This window comes from Apibacter muscae, assembly GCF_007845595.1.
Taxonomy (GTDB): domain Bacteria; phylum Bacteroidota; class Bacteroidia; order Flavobacteriales; family Weeksellaceae; genus Apibacter; species Apibacter muscae.
Genome location: NZ_SELI01000017.1, coordinates 78,803 through 96,285, shown reverse-complemented (window position 1 = coordinate 96,285; position 17,483 = coordinate 78,803). Strand labels below are relative to the sequence as shown.

At 30.8% G+C, this 17,483-nt stretch carries 16 protein-coding genes; 8 read left to right on the top strand and 8 right to left on the bottom strand.

The features are described from left to right. Positions 1 to 6: 6 nt before the first annotated feature. On the top strand, positions 7 to 2,052 hold the full coding sequence (gene feoB / locus ETU10_RS04960) for a ferrous iron transport protein B (protein ID WP_146310344.1): 2,046 nt from the start codon (positions 7 to 9) through the stop codon (positions 2,050 to 2,052). A 33-nt stretch (positions 2,053 to 2,085) separates the two neighbouring features. Here feoB and ETU10_RS04955 read toward each other — a convergent pair whose 3' ends face one another. The 7 genes from ETU10_RS04955 to dut form a co-directional block, all read right to left on the bottom strand. Next, a complete protein-coding gene (locus tag ETU10_RS04955; protein WP_146310342.1) occupies positions 2,086 to 2,994 on the bottom strand; it encodes a DUF3078 domain-containing protein in 909 nt (302 codons plus the stop codon). Between the two features lie 105 nt (positions 2,995 to 3,099). After that, a complete protein-coding gene (locus ETU10_RS04950) occupies positions 3,100 to 3,705 on the bottom strand; it encodes a DUF4254 domain-containing protein (RefSeq protein WP_146310340.1) in 606 nt (201 codons plus the stop codon). Positions 3,706 to 3,732: 27 nt separating this feature from the next. Continuing rightward, a complete protein-coding gene (tatA, locus tag ETU10_RS04945) occupies positions 3,733 to 3,921 on the bottom strand; it encodes a twin-arginine translocase TatA/TatE family subunit (protein ID WP_146310338.1) in 189 nt (62 codons plus the stop codon). Positions 3,922 to 4,015: 94 nt separating this feature from the next. Then, positions 4,016 to 5,563 carry a M23 family metallopeptidase gene (locus ETU10_RS04940; protein WP_146310336.1) on the bottom strand — a complete coding sequence of 516 codons (1,548 nt, stop codon included), beginning with the start codon at positions 5,561 to 5,563 and terminating at the stop codon, positions 4,016 to 4,018. Further along, on the bottom strand, positions 5,563 to 6,357 hold the full coding sequence (locus tag ETU10_RS04935; protein ID WP_146310334.1) for a DUF4292 domain-containing protein: 795 nt from the start codon (positions 6,355 to 6,357) through the stop codon (positions 5,563 to 5,565). Before ETU10_RS04935 ends, ETU10_RS04940 begins: the two co-directional genes overlap by 1 nt. A 5-nt stretch (positions 6,358 to 6,362) precedes the next feature. Further along, positions 6,363 to 7,373, bottom strand: coding sequence for a sugar phosphate nucleotidyltransferase (locus tag ETU10_RS04930; protein ID WP_146262321.1), 1,011 nt, complete (start codon positions 7,371 to 7,373; stop codon positions 6,363 to 6,365). Positions 7,374 to 7,420: 47 nt separating this feature from the next. Next, positions 7,421 to 7,855 carry a dUTP diphosphatase gene (gene dut / locus ETU10_RS04925; protein ID WP_146310332.1) on the bottom strand — a complete coding sequence of 145 codons (435 nt, stop codon included), beginning with the start codon at positions 7,853 to 7,855 and terminating at the stop codon, positions 7,421 to 7,423. A 176-nt stretch (positions 7,856 to 8,031) separates the two neighbouring features. Between dut and ETU10_RS04920 the strand changes: the two genes are divergently transcribed. The 3 genes from ETU10_RS04920 to dnaK all read left to right on the top strand — a co-directional run bounded on the left by ETU10_RS04920 (position 8,032) and on the right by dnaK (position 12,969). Next, on the top strand, positions 8,032 to 9,591 hold the full coding sequence (locus ETU10_RS04920) for a helicase HerA-like domain-containing protein (RefSeq protein ID WP_146310330.1): 1,560 nt from the start codon (positions 8,032 to 8,034) through the stop codon (positions 9,589 to 9,591). Positions 9,592 to 9,614: 23 nt separating this feature from the next. Next, positions 9,615 to 10,859, top strand: a complete 1,245-nt coding sequence (locus ETU10_RS04915; RefSeq protein WP_146310328.1) for an exonuclease domain-containing protein — start codon at positions 9,615 to 9,617, stop codon at positions 10,857 to 10,859. A 196-nt stretch (positions 10,860 to 11,055) separates the two neighbouring features. Further along, positions 11,056 to 12,969 carry a molecular chaperone DnaK gene (gene dnaK, locus ETU10_RS04910; protein ID WP_146310326.1) on the top strand — a complete coding sequence of 638 codons (1,914 nt, stop codon included), beginning with the start codon at positions 11,056 to 11,058 and terminating at the stop codon, positions 12,967 to 12,969. Positions 12,970 to 13,052: 83 nt separating this feature from the next. Here dnaK and ETU10_RS04905 read toward each other — a convergent pair whose 3' ends face one another. Continuing rightward, positions 13,053 to 13,250, bottom strand: coding sequence for a SymE family type I addiction module toxin (locus ETU10_RS04905; protein WP_146310324.1), 198 nt, complete (start codon positions 13,248 to 13,250; stop codon positions 13,053 to 13,055). A gap of 204 nt (positions 13,251 to 13,454) precedes the next feature. Here ETU10_RS04905 and ETU10_RS04900 point away from each other — a divergent pair, with 204 nt between their 5' ends. From ETU10_RS04900 to ETU10_RS04890, 4 genes are all read left to right on the top strand, one after another. After that, positions 13,455 to 13,844 (top strand): helix-turn-helix domain-containing protein, encoded by a 390-nt coding sequence (locus tag ETU10_RS04900; protein ID WP_146310322.1) that lies wholly within the window; start codon positions 13,455 to 13,457, stop codon positions 13,842 to 13,844. A gap of 85 nt (positions 13,845 to 13,929) precedes the next feature. Beyond that, the gene (locus tag ETU10_RS04895; RefSeq protein WP_146310320.1) at positions 13,930 to 14,721 is read left to right on the top strand and encodes a HamA C-terminal domain-containing protein; all 792 of its coding nucleotides are present in this window, start codon (positions 13,930 to 13,932) and stop codon (positions 14,719 to 14,721) included. Next, a complete protein-coding gene (locus ETU10_RS11155) occupies positions 14,718 to 14,876 on the top strand; it encodes a hypothetical protein (RefSeq protein WP_185145057.1) in 159 nt (52 codons plus the stop codon). The genes ETU10_RS04895 and ETU10_RS11155 overlap by 4 nt, the downstream gene beginning before the upstream one ends. A gap of 5 nt (positions 14,877 to 14,881) precedes the next feature. Next, positions 14,882 to 17,413: a DEAD/DEAH box helicase gene (locus ETU10_RS04890; protein ID WP_146310318.1), complete on the top strand. Its 2,532-nt coding sequence runs from the start codon at positions 14,882 to 14,884 to the stop codon at positions 17,411 to 17,413. Positions 17,414 to 17,483 lie beyond the last annotated feature (70 nt).

Genomic DNA, 17,483 nt, shown 5'->3' with positions numbered 1-17,483 from the left:
TTTATAATGGAAAAAAAAACTATAGTTCTTGTAGGGAATCCTAATTCTGGAAAAACTACCCTTTTTAATCAATTAACTGGACTTCATCAAAAAACAGGCAATTATCCCGGAATTACTGTTGAAAAAAAAGAAGGTGAATTTTCTTTTAAAAATACAAATTATAGAATTATAGATTTACCTGGAACCTATAGCTTAAGTCCTTCTTCCGCTGACGAAGAAGTTGTATTAAATACTTTATTAGATACCAAAAATCCTTTTTATCCTGATTGTATAGTTGTCGTTGGAGATGTACATAATATAAAAAGAAGTTTATATTTATATAAGCAAATAAGAGATTTACAAATCCCCTGTATTTTAGCAATCAACCAAATTGATGATATTGAAAAAGAAGGTATTCTAATTAGAGAAGAGAATATTAGTACCTATTTTGACACTCCTGTTGTATTGGTTAGTGCTAGGAAAAATAAGGGTGTTGAAGAACTAAAAAATAAAATATATGAACTAACTACTAGTAGTGCTGTTACAAAAGAAATTCATTTTGAATGCCCAAATGAATATAAAGCTATTATCAACGAAATTAAAGAAAGTTGTTCCATTAATAATGATTATATAGCTTGGTTACTTATCACTCAAGTTAAAACATATAACATACCCCTTAAATATAAATCTGTTATTTCCGAAATTGAGAAGAAACACAAAATTATACCTAAACGTTTACAAGTTAAAGAGACTATTTTAAGGCATCAGCAGATAGATAATATTGTTGAAAAAATTGTATACAAAGATCCAACTTATCAAACTTTAACAAATAAAATTGATGAAATTGCTACACATAAAATTTGGGGATATTTAATTTTCTTTTCAATTCTTTTTTTTATATTCCAATCTTTATTTTATTTATCAAGTTATCCTCAAGATTGGATTGAAGGTATATTTGCAGATAGCAGCACTTGGATTTCTAAGTTTCTTCCCAAAGGTCCTCTTACAGATTTAATTGCGCAAGGAATTATTCCTGGAGTTAGTGGGGTAATAGTCTTTGTTCCACAGATAGCTTTGCTATTTTTTTTCTTGCTTTTAATGGAGGAGAGTGGATATATGGCTAGAGTTGTTTATTTAATGGATCGATGGTTTAAACCCGTGGGACTAAATGGAAAAAGTGTTGTTCCATTACTATCTGGAGTGGCATGTGCAATACCCGGGATAATGTCTGCTAGAAATATTGAAAATACTAAAGAAAGGCTTATTACCATTTTAGTAACTCCATTTATGACTTGCTCTGCTCGCTTACCTGTATATTCAATCATTATTTCTTTAATTATACCCAAAGGAGAAGGTTTCTTTAATTTACAAGGAGTAGCTATGATGGTGATGTACCTACTAGGTGTTTTAATGGCTTTTCTCGGAGCTTCCATTGCTAATGCGCTTATAAAATCTAAATATAAAAGTTATCTTGTTTTAGATATGCCCAACTATAAAGTACCATTCTGGAGAAATGTATTTTATGGCTTATATGAAAAGTCTTTAAGTTTTATAACCAGCGCAGGAAAAATTATTATTGCTGTAAGTGTAGTTTTATGGGCTTTGGGAACCTTTGGAATTTCTAAAAACAATTCTAAAACTAATTATTTTGCAGAAGTACCTCTTGCTGATTCCTATTTAGGGAAATTCGGTAAAACTATTGAACCTGTATTCAGACCTTTGGGATATGATTGGAAAATTGATATTGCTATTTTATCATCTTTTGCAGCAAGAGAAGTTTTTGTGGGTACATTAGCTTCCATTTATAGTCTTGAAGAAAATGACTCAGATAGCAATGTGAAATTGAAAGAGCTAATGAAAAATGATATTAATCCCAACACTGGAAAACCTTCATTTAATTTTGCTTCAGGTGTTTCACTTTTGTTGTTTTATGCTTTTGCTATGCAATGTGTAAGCACCCTAGCAGTAGTGAAAAAAGAAACTTTTTCTTGGAAGTGGCCTATCATTCAATTAATCGCTATGACTGGAATCGCATATTTCACAGCTCTATTGGCTTATCAAATATTAAAATAGTATATTTCAAGTATAAAATATTTATTTAACTAATTATTCCGTTTGAAATTTGTAGGACATTCCTAAGCCAAAGGTTTGCTTAATTTGAACCTTTTGTACTTGGTTGTGTGCATATATAAGATCAAAAGTAAGTTTAGTAGCTAGACTATTATTAATCTTCATATTAATAATAGTTCCGTATACTATGTTAAATCTTTCTACATGTTCTAGGTAATTAGAAAATAAGCTTAAGGTATTGTTGGTTGATACATTCTTCATTAAATCAAAATCATATTTAATTGTAAATAAGTTGCCCAATTCCATAAATAAGTTATCTCCATCTTTTTTTAGACCATACTCTCCTTTTTTTTGTAGTTTTTTGTCTAAAATAAGCGTGGCTTTGGCGGTTACCGGCAAAATGGAAATTTGCAATTTTCCGTAGGGCTTATATTCAAACCCCAAACCTAAAGTTATATAACCCGGTGACATAAAGGCTGATTTTCTATCCTTAACTGTATAGTCCGGATCAGCGTCATAATTATAACCATTGGCCATCTGTGTAATTAAAGATGATGCTATTGAACTATACCAACTTTTACTGATTTTATATCCATACATCGATTCAATATGAATAACATCATCTGTTTTTTTAGGTTTTTCCTTTTCGTTACTTACTTGACCATAACCTAAAATTATTTTATTTTTAAAGATGTTTTTACCTTTTTCATAATTGAATGAATAATTAATTTTAGCACTCGCACCAAATGAATTTACACCTCCTGCTACCCAATTAGAGAATGAACTTTGATTTATGGTTAACGATTGTTCACCAATAATTTTCCAATGTTTTTCTTTTTTTGGAACTATGATAGAATCCAATTCATCAACCTTTTTGTTTTCTTGTGCTTCAAACAGATTAATTGCTCCTATTAAAATAATATATGTGTAGATTATTTTCTGCATTTCACTGGTTTAATAGTATTAATAGATGATACTAGACTATATAAAAAAATTACGAAATTAAGATAAATTTCGTAATTTACTATACTTTAGAGTTATATACTAATATTATTTTTTATTGTACAATATAGGGTTTAAGTCTTCGTCATTATACATCTTCATTTGTTTATACACTTTCATATACTTTCTACCATGTTTATAATCTTCTAACAATTCTTCAATGGCTATGGATAGATCTTTATGTTGTTCTTTTAAAATTGAAAGTTTTTCTTTGCAATTTTGTATGTGTGTAGTCGAGGCATCTTCACGATTAACCTCCATATTCATATGATAAATTTTTAAGGCTAAGATTGAAAATCTATCAAGAGCCCAAGCAGGACTTTCGGTGTTTATTTTAGCATCAGACAAAATGTTCACATCCTTAAATTTCTCTAAAAACCAACCGTCTAAATTTTCAACACGATCCGTTCTTTCTTGATTGGATGCATCAATTTTTCTTTTTAATTCTAAAGCTTTAATAGGATCAATATTAGGATCTCTTATCAAATCCTCTAAATGCCATTGCACAGTATCAATCCAGTTTTTTAGATATAGCAGATGTTCAATTGAATGATTGGGATATGGATTTTTAATTTCTTGGTCTACCCTGTCAAGCTTATGATAATCTTCGATTGACTGATTAAAAATTCTCCAAGCGTTTTCTGTAAAATTCATAAAAAAATTGAGTAAAATTTTAAGTTATTACAACTCATCTCTAGTGGAATTGGACTCTTTATTCTTAACCTCCTCATCTTTCTTGGTAGCATCTTTAAACTCTCTCAACCCTGTACCTAATCCCCTCATTAATTCTGGAATTTTTTTACCTCCAAATAATAATAATACTACCACTAGTATAATTACAATTGTCATAGGATGCTCAAATAATCTCATGATGTTATTCTTTAATAGATTTTTTCAAAGGTAATAAATATTTATTATTACAATATGCATATTGAATTAATACTCTCAAGTTTAAAAATATATTCTACATTCCTGAAACCCAATTGGCTGGATTTACTGGAACTTGTCCCTGCCAAATTTGGAAATCTAATAATGTATTATTTGCATCGTCAGTATAAATTTTCCCTAGAGGCTGGCCTATTTTAACCTTATCGCCCGCTGAAACAATAGCCGTTGATAAATTTGCATATAAAGTAAAATAGTTTCCATGGTTTACTAGAACAGCTTTACCTCCTCCAGGAACTGCAAATACTTTGCTTACCGTTCCTTCAAATACAGATTTAGCTAAACTTCCGGGCGAAGTTGCTATTTCAACCCCTTTATGGTCAACTTTTATATTTTGCATAGTCGGGTGCGGAGAAGTCCCAAAAGTAGCAACTACTGTACCTATAGCTGGCCAAGGCAATCTGCCTTTATTTGCTTCAAAATTTTTAGATAAAGTTTCTGTATTAGTTATGGGTGTTTTTGTAATCCCTAAGGAAGCACGTTTATTATCAGCAATCTTTTCAGCCTCTTTAGCTTTCACTGCTTTCTCAGCAGCAAGTTTATCAGCAGCCACTTTTTCTGCTGCTGCTTTTTCTGCTGCCTTCTCTCTTGCTACTCTAATTTTTTCTGCTTCGATTCTGGCTTTTTCATTGGCTTCTTTTTCAGCTGCCTGCTTCGCTGCTAAAGCTTCTGCAGCTGCTTTTCTTGCTGCAGCTGCTTTTTCTTCTGCTAATTTTTTTGCTGCTAACTCTGCTTCCCTAGCCTTTCTTGCTCTTTCTTCCTCAATGGTTTTTCTTCTTGCTAGTTCAGCCAATTCAGCTTTTCTTCTTTCCTCTGCTTCTTTAGCTTTTGCTATACGCATTTCTTCTGCAATAATCGCTTGTACTTGTTTATCTAAAGCATTTCGTTGCGTTTGTTTTTCCTTAATTTTTGTTAACAAATCTCCCTGCTGTTTATTGTAAAGTTCAACAGCTGCTTCTTTTTCTTTTTTGTCTTTGTTTATTTCTTTTATTTGCGCTTGTTGCTGAGCAAGAATGTTAATTTTATCTTTTTTCGCTTTTTCTCTTAATTCAATTGTTTTAAGTATAGCTTCTTGCTTGGCTTCAATTTCAGCTACTTTTTCATTTTGATATTCAGAATATTTTTGTAAATATTTTATTCTTCGAAAGGCCTGGGAAATATCATTGGATGATAAAATAAAAAGTACCTTATTTTGCACTGATCTGTTTTTATAAGACCTTATTAATACTTCAGCATAATCCTCCCTTAAATCTTTTAGTTCTCTTCTTAATTTGTTTATAGCTAATTGATTGAGATAGATTTCATCATCTAAAACTTTAGACTCTTTTTTCGTGTTATTTATTAAAGCTTCTCTTGCTGCTAATTTTTTATTTAAATTAGTTATGTAAATTAATGAGCTTTGAGAATGATTTTTACTGATTGATAAAGCTTTATTTAATTCTACAATTTCTTGTCTTAGCTTAGCACTTTCTTTCTGAAGATTTTCTTTCTTATAAGGCTGTTGTGCATAGGTTATACAGCCTAAAAATACAGCTGTGAAAAGTGTAAAATATGACTTTATACTCATTAGTTTATTTTTCTTTGGGTATATCCTTTAGGTATATCAAATGGAGTTTCCATTTTAACGGATTCAAATTTATTATATTCTAAAGTAATAGAAGCTTCTTTTTGGTCTTTTAAGATAATTTTAATATTCTTTGGGAATTTCAAATTTTCAAAGAGTAAATATTCACCGTAACTAACTTCAATTAAAGAATTGTATTTTTTATCTTCCATTTTAACTTCTTTTAAGTTGTAGTTGGAATCCAATGAAATTTTTACTTTGTAATTACGAATGTTTTTCCCCTCACCTACTCGAATATCTTTTATTGATTGTAGTATAAATTGGTTTTTTTCAATTGAAAATTTATAATCCTTAGGAGTTATTGTTAAAAACATTTTACCTGTTAATAAATTTTCTATACTTGAATAATCTAAAAAATCTACATTTAATAAACTATTAATATATTTAAAATCTGTATCAATATAACTCTTTCCTATTTTTTCATACAGCTTAAATGCTTCAGGGGTAATACTAACTCTTGCTAAAGGCAATATTAAAGATGCATTTCCCCAAATTTCTTTGTATCTATCTAAATATAAAACCAATGAAACAGAAGGATAACTTGTTTCTCCTACTTTTATATTTGCATTGGCTTTAATTTTTAAATTCTTAAATTCCAATGAACTATTGATATTGTCAAATACCCTTTTTTCATTAACACTCTCAAAATTGATTTTATTCGTTTGTTCAGTACTAACTTTTTGGGTATTACAAGAAAAAAGAATAGTTAATAATGCAAAATAGATTATATATTTCATTTAGGTTATTTTGTTTCTAAAACACTAAAATCACCTAAACTTAAAGCGCTTGCTACTCCAAAGTATTTTGCTGAACTTCCTATCATAGAATTGTTCAAGTTTCCATGAGTGATAAGAGTATTTTCTTGTATTAAAGAATTTTCAATATTACTACTATCAATTTTAGTACCATTGCCTAGTGAGACATAAGGACCTATTTTTGAGTTAGTAATTTTTACATTTTCCCCAATATAGCAGGGCGGAATAATTAAGCTGTTCTTAATCTCAGCACTTGCTGGATATTCAATCGCATTGTCTTTTTCATAATCTAATATCTTAGAATTCGTTTCAACAGTTGCATCTTTATTTCCACAATCCATCCAATCGTCTACTTTGCCTAAAGTAAACTTTGCTCCCTTTGTTTTCAAATTATCTAAGGCATCTGTTAATTGGTATTCTCCTCCAGATTTAATATTATTATCTATAAGGTAATCAATTTCATTCATTAACTTCTCTGCCTCTTTAAAATAATATATTCCTATAATGGCTAAATCAGAGATAAATTCTTTAGGTTTCTCCACAATTGACTGAATAACCCCATAAGCATCAAGTTTTACTACTCCAAAAGCACTTGGGTTTTCCACTTTTTTCACCCATATAACTCCATCGGAGTATTTATCCAGTTGAAAATCTGCTCTAAAAAGTGTATCTGCAAAGGCTATGATTACAGGTCCAGACATGCTGTTCTTAGCGCAATGTATTGCGTGTGCTGTTCCACAAGGCTCTAATTGATAATAAATTGAAGCTTTTGCTCCAAGGTTTTCAGCAGCCTTAATTAATTTATTTTCAACATCTTGACCAAAATCTCCAATAATAAAAGCTATTTCATCAATCTTTTCATTCACAACCTTAGCAATATCTTCAACTAAACGTTGTACAATTGGTTTTCCAGCAATAGGAATTAATGGTTTAGGTACTGTTAATGTATGCGGACGTAAGCGTGAACCTTTTCCCGCCATAGGGACAATTATTTTCATGGTATTTTTATGATTAATTATAATATATATTTTAACTTTTAATATGTTTAATTTATGCCTGAACTTCCATAGCCTCCATTACCTCTAGAAGTATTGTTTAGTTCACCAACCTCAACCCATTCAACGGTTTCATGCTTAGAAATAACCAATTGGGCAACTCTATCTCCATCATTTATAACAAAATCATCCTTAGACCAATTGACTAAAATTACTCCTAATTCTCCTCTATAATCGGCATCAATCGTTCCGGGAGAATTAGGACACCCTATCCCGTGCTTTAGAGCTAAACCGCTACGCGCACGTATTTGTCCTTCATACCCTGGGGGAATCTCTAAATATAAACCCGTAGGAATAATTTTTCTTTCCAAAGAACGTAAAGTTATAGGCTCATCTAAATTTGCTCTCAGATCCATACCTGCAGCCAATGCCGTTTTATATTCTGGTAATTTATGTTTAGACTTATTGATGATATTAATCTTCATTCTTTCCTTTTAAATATTTAAGCAAAATAATAATAAAGTTTTTTAATATACAACCTCTCAGAGGTATTAACTATTTTGATAAAAAAAAATTGTATAAACTAATCTTTTACAATCTCTATAACACATGGAGAAATAAAATTTTTAACTTTACCGCTTATATTTTTTTAATCCGTCTTATGAAAGAACAATTTATTAAAGAACTAAGTACTCGTTACACTTTTAAAGGAGAAAAAATAGTCTTAGGCAAGGCTATGCTAGATAGAGAGGTGATGACAGATGTAGAGATAGGAGTTCCTTTAAAAATGATTAACCGTCACGGCTTAATTGCCGGAGCTACAGGAACGGGAAAAACCAAATCTTTACAAACACTTGCAGAGCAACTCTCTCTTAATGGTGTTCCAACTTTATTAATGGATATCAAAGGGGATTTAAGTGGTTTAGCAAAACCTGGTGATCATTCCAATGCTAAAATTCTGGAACGTTATAAGAGTCTTGAACTTACCTATAACGCACAAGGCTTTCCTGTGGAATTACTAACAATCTCCAAGGAAAAAGGAGTTCGGCTTCGTGCCACAGTAAAGGAATTTGGACCTATTTTATTAAGCAAAATATTAGGACTAAACGATACTCAGACGAGCATTATATCAATAATTTTTAAATATTGTGAAGATAAAAATCTCCCTTTAATAAATCTTTCTGACTTAAGAAAAGTTTTGCAATATGTTACGGATCATGAGGAAGGTAAAAAAGATTTGGTCACCCATTATGGATCCATTGCCTCTAGTTCTTTAGGAGCCATTCTTAGAAGCATAGTTACCTTAGAACAACAAGGTGCTTCCTGCTTTTTTGGAGAACCTAGTTTTGATCCTAACGATCTACTTAAATTTAAAGATAATTTAGGGGTAATAAATATCATACGCTTAACAGATATACAAAATAATCCATTATTTTTTTCCACCTTTATGTTAAGCCTACTTACAGAAATTTATCAAAAATTCCCTGAAATAGGCGACCAAGACAAACCCAAACTTGCCATATTTATTGATGAGGCTCATTTGATTTTCAATGAAGCTTCTAAAGTTTTGATCAATCAAATTGAAACTATGGTTAAATTGATTCGTTCAAAAGGAGTGGGTTTATATTTTTGTACACAAGTGCCTGGGGATGTTCCTGAGGGTATACTAAGCCAATTGGGTTTGAAAATACAACACGCTTTAAGAGGATTCACGGCTAAAGATAAAAAAGAGATTGATAAGGCTGTGGAAAATTATCCTTCTTCTAGCTATTATAAAGCCAATGAATTGATTCAACAATTGGGAATTGGTGAAGCCTTTATAACTTCTTTAGATGAAAAGGGGATCCCTACACCACTGGCAGACACATTTATGATTTCTCCAAGTTCCAGAATGAATATTTTAACTGAAACAGAAATTGAGGAGATCGTTAACGATTCGTATTTAGTCAAAAAATATGAACAAAACTTGGAAACGAAAGGAGCTTTTGAAATATTATCGGAATCAAGCAACAATAATTCTACCCCAAAAGAACAATCGGATGTCTCAACGAAAAAAACAACTTCCGATCAAAAAAAATCAACGAAGGATACCTCTTTATTTTCCACAATTTTAAATTCTGCTTTTGTAAGAGATATGGGAAGAACCATTGTTAGAGAAGGATCGAAAGCCTTGTTTAATGCTTTAGGTGTCAATAAAAGAAGATCTAGTAGAAAAAGATAAAAGTTAAGAATAATAGTTATCCAATGGATTATGCCATCTTAGATATTGAAACCACCGGTGGAAAATTTAATGAAGAAGGAATCATTGAAATTGCGGTTTATAGATTTAATGGTGAAAAGGTAACGGATACTTTTATTTCAATGGTGAATCCTGAAAGAAAAATCCATTTTTATGTACAAAAACTTACAGGTATTACCTCTAAAATGGTTTTAGCAGCACCCAAATTTTATGAGTTAGCGAAGAGGCTTATAGAAATTACTGAAAATGCTATTATTGTTGCTCATAATGCAAATTTCGATTATAGAGTTATAAAAAATGAATTTAAACGACTGGGTTACAATTATCAAAGATTAACTTTAGATACGGTTAACCTTTCAAAGAAACTAATTCCCAATATGCCTTCCTACTCTCTAGGTAATTTATGTTCAGAATTAGGAATCCCTGTTAGTGATAGGCATCGGGCGCATGGAGATGCTAGAGCAACCGTGCAGCTATTTCAATTATTATTAGCTAAAGATATTAACAAAAATATTATTACTTCTTTTATTCAGGAAGAAACCTCAAATAAAAAGGAAGAAAATAATAAAATTAATAAACTGCTTAAAAGCTTACCACAATTGCCCGGTGTCTTTTATCTTCTTGACGCCAATGGAACTATTATATACTTAGCTTCGAGTAGGAATATATCTATCAAGGCTCGTTTAATATTAACGCACAACCATAGAAAATCCAAAATAATACTTAAACAAACTGTATCTATAAATTATGAACTAACCGGCAGTGCTGTTATAGCTGAAATAAAGGCGCTCAATGAAGAGATTGCAATTCTTCCAAAATTTAAAGCTACCAAGGAAAACTATCCTTTTTTACAAGGAATTTTTATAAAAGGAGATCAATTTACAATAGCCCCAATTACTCATAAAAATAAAAAAAGTGCTTGGCTCGCTTTTTCAACAGTTGAAGAAGCAGAATCATTTTTAGAAAATTTTACTTATACAGAAACCTCAAAAAATAATTATTTCTTAAAAGAAGACAAACTACTCCTGTTAGGGATCGGTAGAAATAAAAACGAACACTCTTTTCTATATCTAGAAAAAGGATTATTAAAAGGCTACGGTTATTATAAACTACACTCACAAATCAAAAGTGTAGAGCGTATTCAAAAAATTATGATCCCTGCTACAGCCAACCTCAATCTTCAACTGCTTATTAGAAATTTAGTTTACATTAATAAAAAACTAATTAAAAAGGTAATTACTCTTGAATAATTAAAGCCTTAGAGCATTTAACATTCCCTTATAAAAAAGGTTAACTAATTTTATATTTTCAAATTATGTCATTATGACATGGTTTGCTTAAAATTATGACAATAACCAATAATTTTATTACATGGCATAATCATTGAAAAAAAATATTTAGTTAAAATTATTAATTAAACAATAGAAAATATAAAAAAATTTAGATATGAGTAAGATTATAGGCATAGATTTAGGGACAACCAATTCATGTGTGGCTGTAATGGAAGGAAGCGACCCAACAGTAATTACCAATGCTGAAGGTAAAAGAACTACTCCTTCTGTGGTAGCTTTTATGGAAGATGGAGAAATTAAAGTTGGGGATCCTGCAAAAAGACAAGCAGTTACCAACCCTCACAATACCATATATTCTATTAAAAGATTTATGGGTACTAAATTTTCATCGGATGAAAATGAGGTTTCACGAGTACCTTACAAAGTGGTTAAAGGAGATGGGGATACCCCAAGAGTAGATATTAATGGTAGACTTTACACTCCACAAGAAATTTCTGCAATGATTCTTCAAAAAATGAAAAAAACAGCTGAAGATTTTCTTGGAGAAACTGTAGACCGTGCTGTAATTACAGTTCCTGCCTACTTTAACGACGCGCAAAGACAGGCAACTAAAGAAGCTGGAGAAATTGCCGGTTTAAAAGTAGAAAGAATTATAAATGAACCTACCGCTGCGGCATTGGCTTACGGTTTAGACAAATCTCACAAAGACCAAAAAGTTGCGGTTTACGATTTAGGGGGTGGAACTTTTGATATTTCTATCTTAGATTTAGGAGATGGGGTATTTGAAGTACTTTCTACCAACGGAGACACCCACTTAGGAGGAGATGATTTTGACGATGTAATCATTAACTGGTTAGCGGATGAATTTAAATCTGCAGAAGGGGTAGATTTAAAAGCTGATCCTATTGCACTTCAAAGATTGAAAGAAGCCGCTGAAAAAGCTAAAATTGAATTGTCTTCTTCTACACAAACCGAAGTTAATTTACCATACATTACGGCTACTGCTTCAGGACCTAAACACTTAGTGAAAACTTTGAGTAGAGCTAAATTTGAACAATTAGCTGCGGATTTAGTTAAAAGATCTATGGAGCCTTGTAAAAAAGCCTTGGAAGATGCTGGATTAAAAACTTCTGATATTGATGAAGTATTATTAGTAGGAGGTTCTACACGTATTCCAGTAATTCAAGAAGAAGTAGAAAAATTCTTTGGTAAAAAACCATCGAAAGGGGTGAACCCAGACGAAGTGGTGGCAGTAGGTGCAGCTATACAAGGAGGTGTTTTAACCGGTGATGTAAAAGATGTATTGTTATTAGATGTTACTCCACTTTCTTTAGGTATTGAAACTTATGGAGGAGTTTTCACAAAATTAATTGAAGCTAATACAACCATCCCTACCAAAAAATCAGAGACTTTCTCTACAGCGGCAGATAACCAACCTGCGGTAACCATAAGAGTAGGACAGGGAGAAAGACCTATGTTTAATGATAACAAAGAGATTGGTAAATTCGATTTGGTAGATATTCCACCAGCTCCTAGAGGGGTTCCACAAATTGAAGTAACTTTTGATATCGATGCCAATGGTATACTAAGTGTTTCTGCGAAAGACAAAGGTACAGGTAAAGAGCAATCTATTAAAATACAAGCTTCTTCTGGATTAAGCGAAGCAGAAATTGAAAAAATGAAGAAAGAAGCAGAAGCCAATGCAGAAGCAGACAAAAAACGTAAAGAAGAGGTTGAAAAAGTTAATGCTGCAGATTCTTTAATCTTCCAAACTGAAAAACAATTGAAAGAGTTTGGTGAAAAATTACCGGCAGACAAAAAACAGCCGATAGAGGATGCTTTAGCGGAACTGAAAAAAGCACATGAAGCAAAAGACGTTCCAGCGATTGAAACTTCTATGGAGAAATTAAATACTGCTTGGACAGCCGCTTCTGAAGATTTATACAAAGCTGGACAAAATTCAGATGCAGGCGCCGGTGCACAACAAGGAGGTGCTAACCCAAATGCAGGAGCCAACCAACAAGGAAATGACAATGTTGAAGATGTTGACTTTGAAGAAGTAAAATAATAATATTTGTAAAGAAAATATTTATAATAAAGAAAATCGCAGTAATTGTATTACTGCGATTTTTTTATTTATTATACTCTCCCCTATTCATTATAACATTTCCTAAATAGTATTACAAGTTTTTGTTTATTCACCACAACTAGAATAGGTTTCCCCACTTGAAAACCGGCCTGTTCCAACCATTTCCCACGCAGCCGTATATAAGGAACTTTACAATCTTTTCTATATTTTCCAGGAGAATAGTGGGTATAAATTTTTAATCTTCGTGTATATTTTTTCATTCACTTATAAATTTTGTATTACGACTGCTACAAAAGAACAATACATGGGGTAATTATTCTTTAAATACTTCCTATAGTTTATTAAATAAAGGAATAATATATCAGCCCGCTTCCATAATATATTATTAGCTAAAGAAATTAAATATCACATGGATTTATTTTGCTAATTTTGTAAATACAGTAAATAATATACACAATAAACGGATGGAAGCAACTACTATAAAAGGAACCAACCATGAACCAAACCTAAGACGCTGGAGAGAGTGGAGAAATATTAACCAAGAGGTTTTAGCAGAAAAAATTGGGGTTTCACAGGCTACCCTTTCGGGCTATGAAAAGAAAGACAAACTAGAACAGGAGGTTTTGGAAAAACTAGCCAAAGCTTTGGAGATTCCGGTGGAAGCCATTACGGAAATTAATGAAGGTGCTCCTATTAATATATTTTCAGGGACGTGGAATGATAGTTCTGTTGCTCAAAATTATCAACCGACCTTTAATACCTTAGATAAAATAGTAGAACTTTACGAAAAACTATTGGAAACCGAAAAGGAAAAGGTACGGCTTTTAGAAGAGGTGTTGAAAGGGAGGAGGTAGAAAGAAAATACATCTTTGCTTTTATTTGAAAAGATAAGTTTGTAAATAAATTATTAGCCCTAACTTAATTCTTAACACTTACTAAATGAATTGGATTACAGAAGCTATAAACAACCTTATAATTAATGGAGAAAATGAACTTTTTTCAAGAATAGAATTGATCGAAAAGGATCTGAAAATTGATTCTACTGAAACCTCTGCTCATTTTTATTTTATCAAACTTGATGCAAATGGAAATCCCAGAAAGAAAGATTTATTGCAGTTCATTGCAACGAAAATTGTAGATTATTCAATTCCTAAAAAACAGCAACAGGATGCTAGTGAATACTTGATAAAGTACAGATCTTCCTTAAAAGTGTTAGAGCTTGAACAAAAAGCTAAGAAATTATTTACTGAACTCGATAAAACAGGAGAGCTAGGCGAAATCTTACTTTATATACTTACTGAAGATATATTGAAACTTCCTAAAATTATAAGTAAAATGACATTGAAGACATCTGGTAAATTACATTACCAAGGAGCTGATGGAATCCATTTTAAATATAATGAATCAGATGACTCTTTAGACTTGTATTGGGGAGAGTCCAAGATGGAAAAAACAATAACGAGTGCGTTGAGTAATTGTTTTGGCAGTATTACACCTTTCTTAACTGATCCTAATAGTTATGATTCAACACAAAATAGAGATTTACAACTCATTACAGCTAATATTTCGGATAATATTAATAATAAGAAATTAGAAGATTTTCTTGTTAATTTTTTTGATTTAAATAGTGATTATTCCAACAAGCTAAACTTTAAAGGGGTTTGTTTTATAGGCTTTGATGTTAAAAACTATCCTAAAAAGCCTAAGGAAAAAAATCTGACCAACTTTTGAATGAATTCAAATCAAAATTGAATAGTTGGAAAAAGTCAATAGAAACTCAGGTTGAAAATTATCCAGACATAAAAAAATTTGAAATCAATCTTTTTTTAATGCCCTTTGATTCAGTAGAAGAAATGAGAAATGAGTTTCTAAAATTATTTAATTAAAACCTATGCTAACAGAAAGATTATTCAACCTTGAAAGCTTTCAAGAACAATATAAGTACATACTTATTTTGTCCGTTTCGTTGACAATTGACAAACTCGCATGGAATGAAAAAAGAGAGGTTATTGATAGTAAAATCAATTGGAACAATGTTTTAAGTATTAGTAGTATATTATGTGAATCCTCAAATAATGAACATTTAGAAGCTTCTTTAAGAATTTCCCAAACATCATTGCTGGTCAATTGTACAGATGAACAAAAAGCAGCAGCAATTTATATATTACAGAAACTAACTAATATTCCTGCTTATGAATTAGCAATCAGAAGAGAACTTATTGATAAGAATTTAATTGAAAGACTACCTCTAAAACTAAAGTTTGAGATAAATAAAACAAAAATTTTCAATTCAGTTAGCATTAATAAAAACATTGTTTCGCTAAACCGATTTCAGAGAGATGTTTACGAGAAATCTATATTGAATGATTCTATAAGTATATCTGCTCCCACCTCCGCAGGAAAATCTTTTATTTTGTATCAGTTATTATTAGATAAAATAACCAGAGTAAAAAATATTATTTATATAGTTCCGACTAGAGCTTTGATCAGTCAAGTTGAAAATGATTTAAACAACTTTACTAAAAAATATCGTATTAAAGATATAACTATTACCTCTGTTCCAAGAATTGAAGAATCATTACATAACATATACGTTTTAACACAAGAAAGACTCCATAGATTATACATAGACAATCCCGATTTTATTTGTGATTTTCTATTAGTTGATGAGGCTCATAAAATAGACAATGATAATAGAGGTATATTATTAGAAAGAAAGCTAGAGGAAATAATTTCATTAAATCCTAATGTAGAAATTTATTTTTCTAGTCCTTTCACTTCAAATCCTGAATTACTTCTTGAAATCATAAAAAATAAAAAAAAGAAAGAGGTAATAAATACCGAATTTGTTGCTGTCAACCAAAATTTAATTTATATCTCTCAGCAGAAAGGAAATACATTAAAGTGGAATATTGAATTAGTTACAAAAAGATCAACATATAATATCGGACACATCAACTTGTGTAAAGACAAAAGACCAACTAATGAAACCAAAAAAGTAGGTTATATAGCATACGAATTGGGTGCAGATAAAGGAGGAAATATTATATATGCAAATGGTGCAGCACAAGCAGAAGACTATGCGAAAATTATATCCCAAATATATAAAGAGAATAAAATACAGACGCCTTCAGATAATGTTAAAGAGCTAATCAAACTTGTAAAAAATAGTATACACAAAGATTATATATTAGGAAAACTATTATATAATAAAATCTCAATACACTATGGTAATCTTCCTTTATTAATAAGACAAGAAATAGAAAAACTTTTTACAAATAATGAGGTTGATTTTCTAATATGTACTTCAACGCTATTAGAAGAAATGAATTTGCCAGCAAAATCTATTTTTATTAGAAAACCTCAGAGAGGAAGAAATAAACCACTTAATGAAAATGATTTTTGGAATTTAGCAGGTAGAGCTGGCAGATGGGGGAAAGAATTCTCTGGAAATATATTTTGTATTGAGCCACAACTTTGGGATATAAAGCCTAATCCAGACAAAAAGAAACAGTTAATTACGAAAGCATTAGATGATCTTAGAAAGAATGAACAATCTACATTTATAGAATATATTGAAAATGGTTCTCCCAGAGAAATTGCAGAAATAAAACAGAATTTTGAATTTGCATTTAATTATTACTATTCCGAATTCTTAAATAATAAGCTGGATATAGGAAAAGACTTTGAAAAAAGATTGAATAATATATTTTTAAAACTTTCATCAACAATTAGGATTCCAAAATCAATAATAGAGCGAAATCCTGGAATTTCTCCAATTGCACAGCAAGAATTATTGGAATACTTTGAGAGATATAGTAAAGATATTAGGAATTTAATACCAGTATACCCAGAAGACGAAAATAGTTATGAAGAATATATCAGACTTATTGGAAGAATTGGAAAAACAATAGCAAAATTTAATCATAAATTGTCAGCATATAGATCAGTTTTAATTTTGAATTGGATGGATGGACAACCATTATCAAAACTAATTAGAGACTCTATTAAATATTATAGAGATAAAGGTGATAAAAAATCCATTGATTCTATTTGTCGTGAGGTAATGTCTGAGATCGAAAATTTTGCGAGATTTCGTTTTGTAAAGGAGTCCTCTTGTTATATTGATATCCTTAAATATTTTTTAAGTCAAAAAGAAGAATATGAGCTTTTAGAAAATATTCCAGATTTAAATTTATGGCTAGAGTTTGGAGTTTCTGAAGAAACTCAAATATCATTACTTTCATTAGGACTAAGTAGACAATCTACGATCCTTCTATCAGAGGTAATCCCAAATAGTAATTTTAATAAGCAACAATGTTTAGAATGGATAAATGAAAATGATTTAACTGATTATAATTTTTCTTCAATCATAATGGCAGAGATTGACAATATTAAGAATAAGAACTATACCCCTAATTAAGAAACTAACTATATGTTTTATTAAGCATTTGTTTACCTTGATATGTTGACCAACAATACTAAAATATCCA

Bases quoted from the DNA above. Each gene is read 5' to 3' on its own strand.
- ETU10_RS04890 (WP_146310318.1), top strand. From the start codon at position 14,882: ATGCTAACAGAAAGATTATTCAACCTTGAAAGCTTTCAAGAACAATAT.
- ETU10_RS04905 (WP_146310324.1), bottom strand. From the start codon at position 13,250: ATGAAAAAATATACACGAAGATTAAAAATTTATACCCACTATTCTCCT.
- ETU10_RS04950 (WP_146310340.1), bottom strand. From the start codon at position 3,705: ATGAATTTTACAGAAAACGCTTGGAGAATTTTTAATCAGTCAATCGAA.
- tatA (WP_146310338.1), bottom strand. From the start codon at position 3,921: ATGAGATTATTTGAGCATCCTATGACAATTGTAATTATACTAGTGGTA.
- ETU10_RS04895 (WP_146310320.1), top strand. From the start codon at position 13,930: ATGAATTGGATTACAGAAGCTATAAACAACCTTATAATTAATGGAGAA.
- ETU10_RS04900 (WP_146310322.1), top strand. From the start codon at position 13,455: ATGGAAGCAACTACTATAAAAGGAACCAACCATGAACCAAACCTAAGA.
- ETU10_RS04915 (WP_146310328.1), top strand. From the start codon at position 9,615: ATGGATTATGCCATCTTAGATATTGAAACCACCGGTGGAAAATTTAAT.
- ETU10_RS04940 (WP_146310336.1), bottom strand. From the start codon at position 5,563: ATGAGTATAAAGTCATATTTTACACTTTTCACAGCTGTATTTTTAGGC.
- ETU10_RS04920 (WP_146310330.1), top strand. From the start codon at position 8,032: ATGAAAGAACAATTTATTAAAGAACTAAGTACTCGTTACACTTTTAAA.
- ETU10_RS04955 (WP_146310342.1), bottom strand. From the start codon at position 2,994: ATGCAGAAAATAATCTACACATATATTATTTTAATAGGAGCAATTAAT.
- dut (WP_146310332.1), bottom strand. From the start codon at position 7,855: ATGAAGATTAATATCATCAATAAGTCTAAACATAAATTACCAGAATAT.
- dnaK (WP_146310326.1), top strand. From the start codon at position 11,056: ATGAGTAAGATTATAGGCATAGATTTAGGGACAACCAATTCATGTGTG.
- ETU10_RS04935 (WP_146310334.1), bottom strand. From the start codon at position 6,357: ATGAAATATATAATCTATTTTGCATTATTAACTATTCTTTTTTCTTGT.
- ETU10_RS04930 (WP_146262321.1), bottom strand. From the start codon at position 7,373: ATGAAAATAATTGTCCCTATGGCGGGAAAAGGTTCACGCTTACGTCCG.
- feoB (WP_146310344.1), top strand. From the start codon at position 7: ATGGAAAAAAAAACTATAGTTCTTGTAGGGAATCCTAATTCTGGAAAA.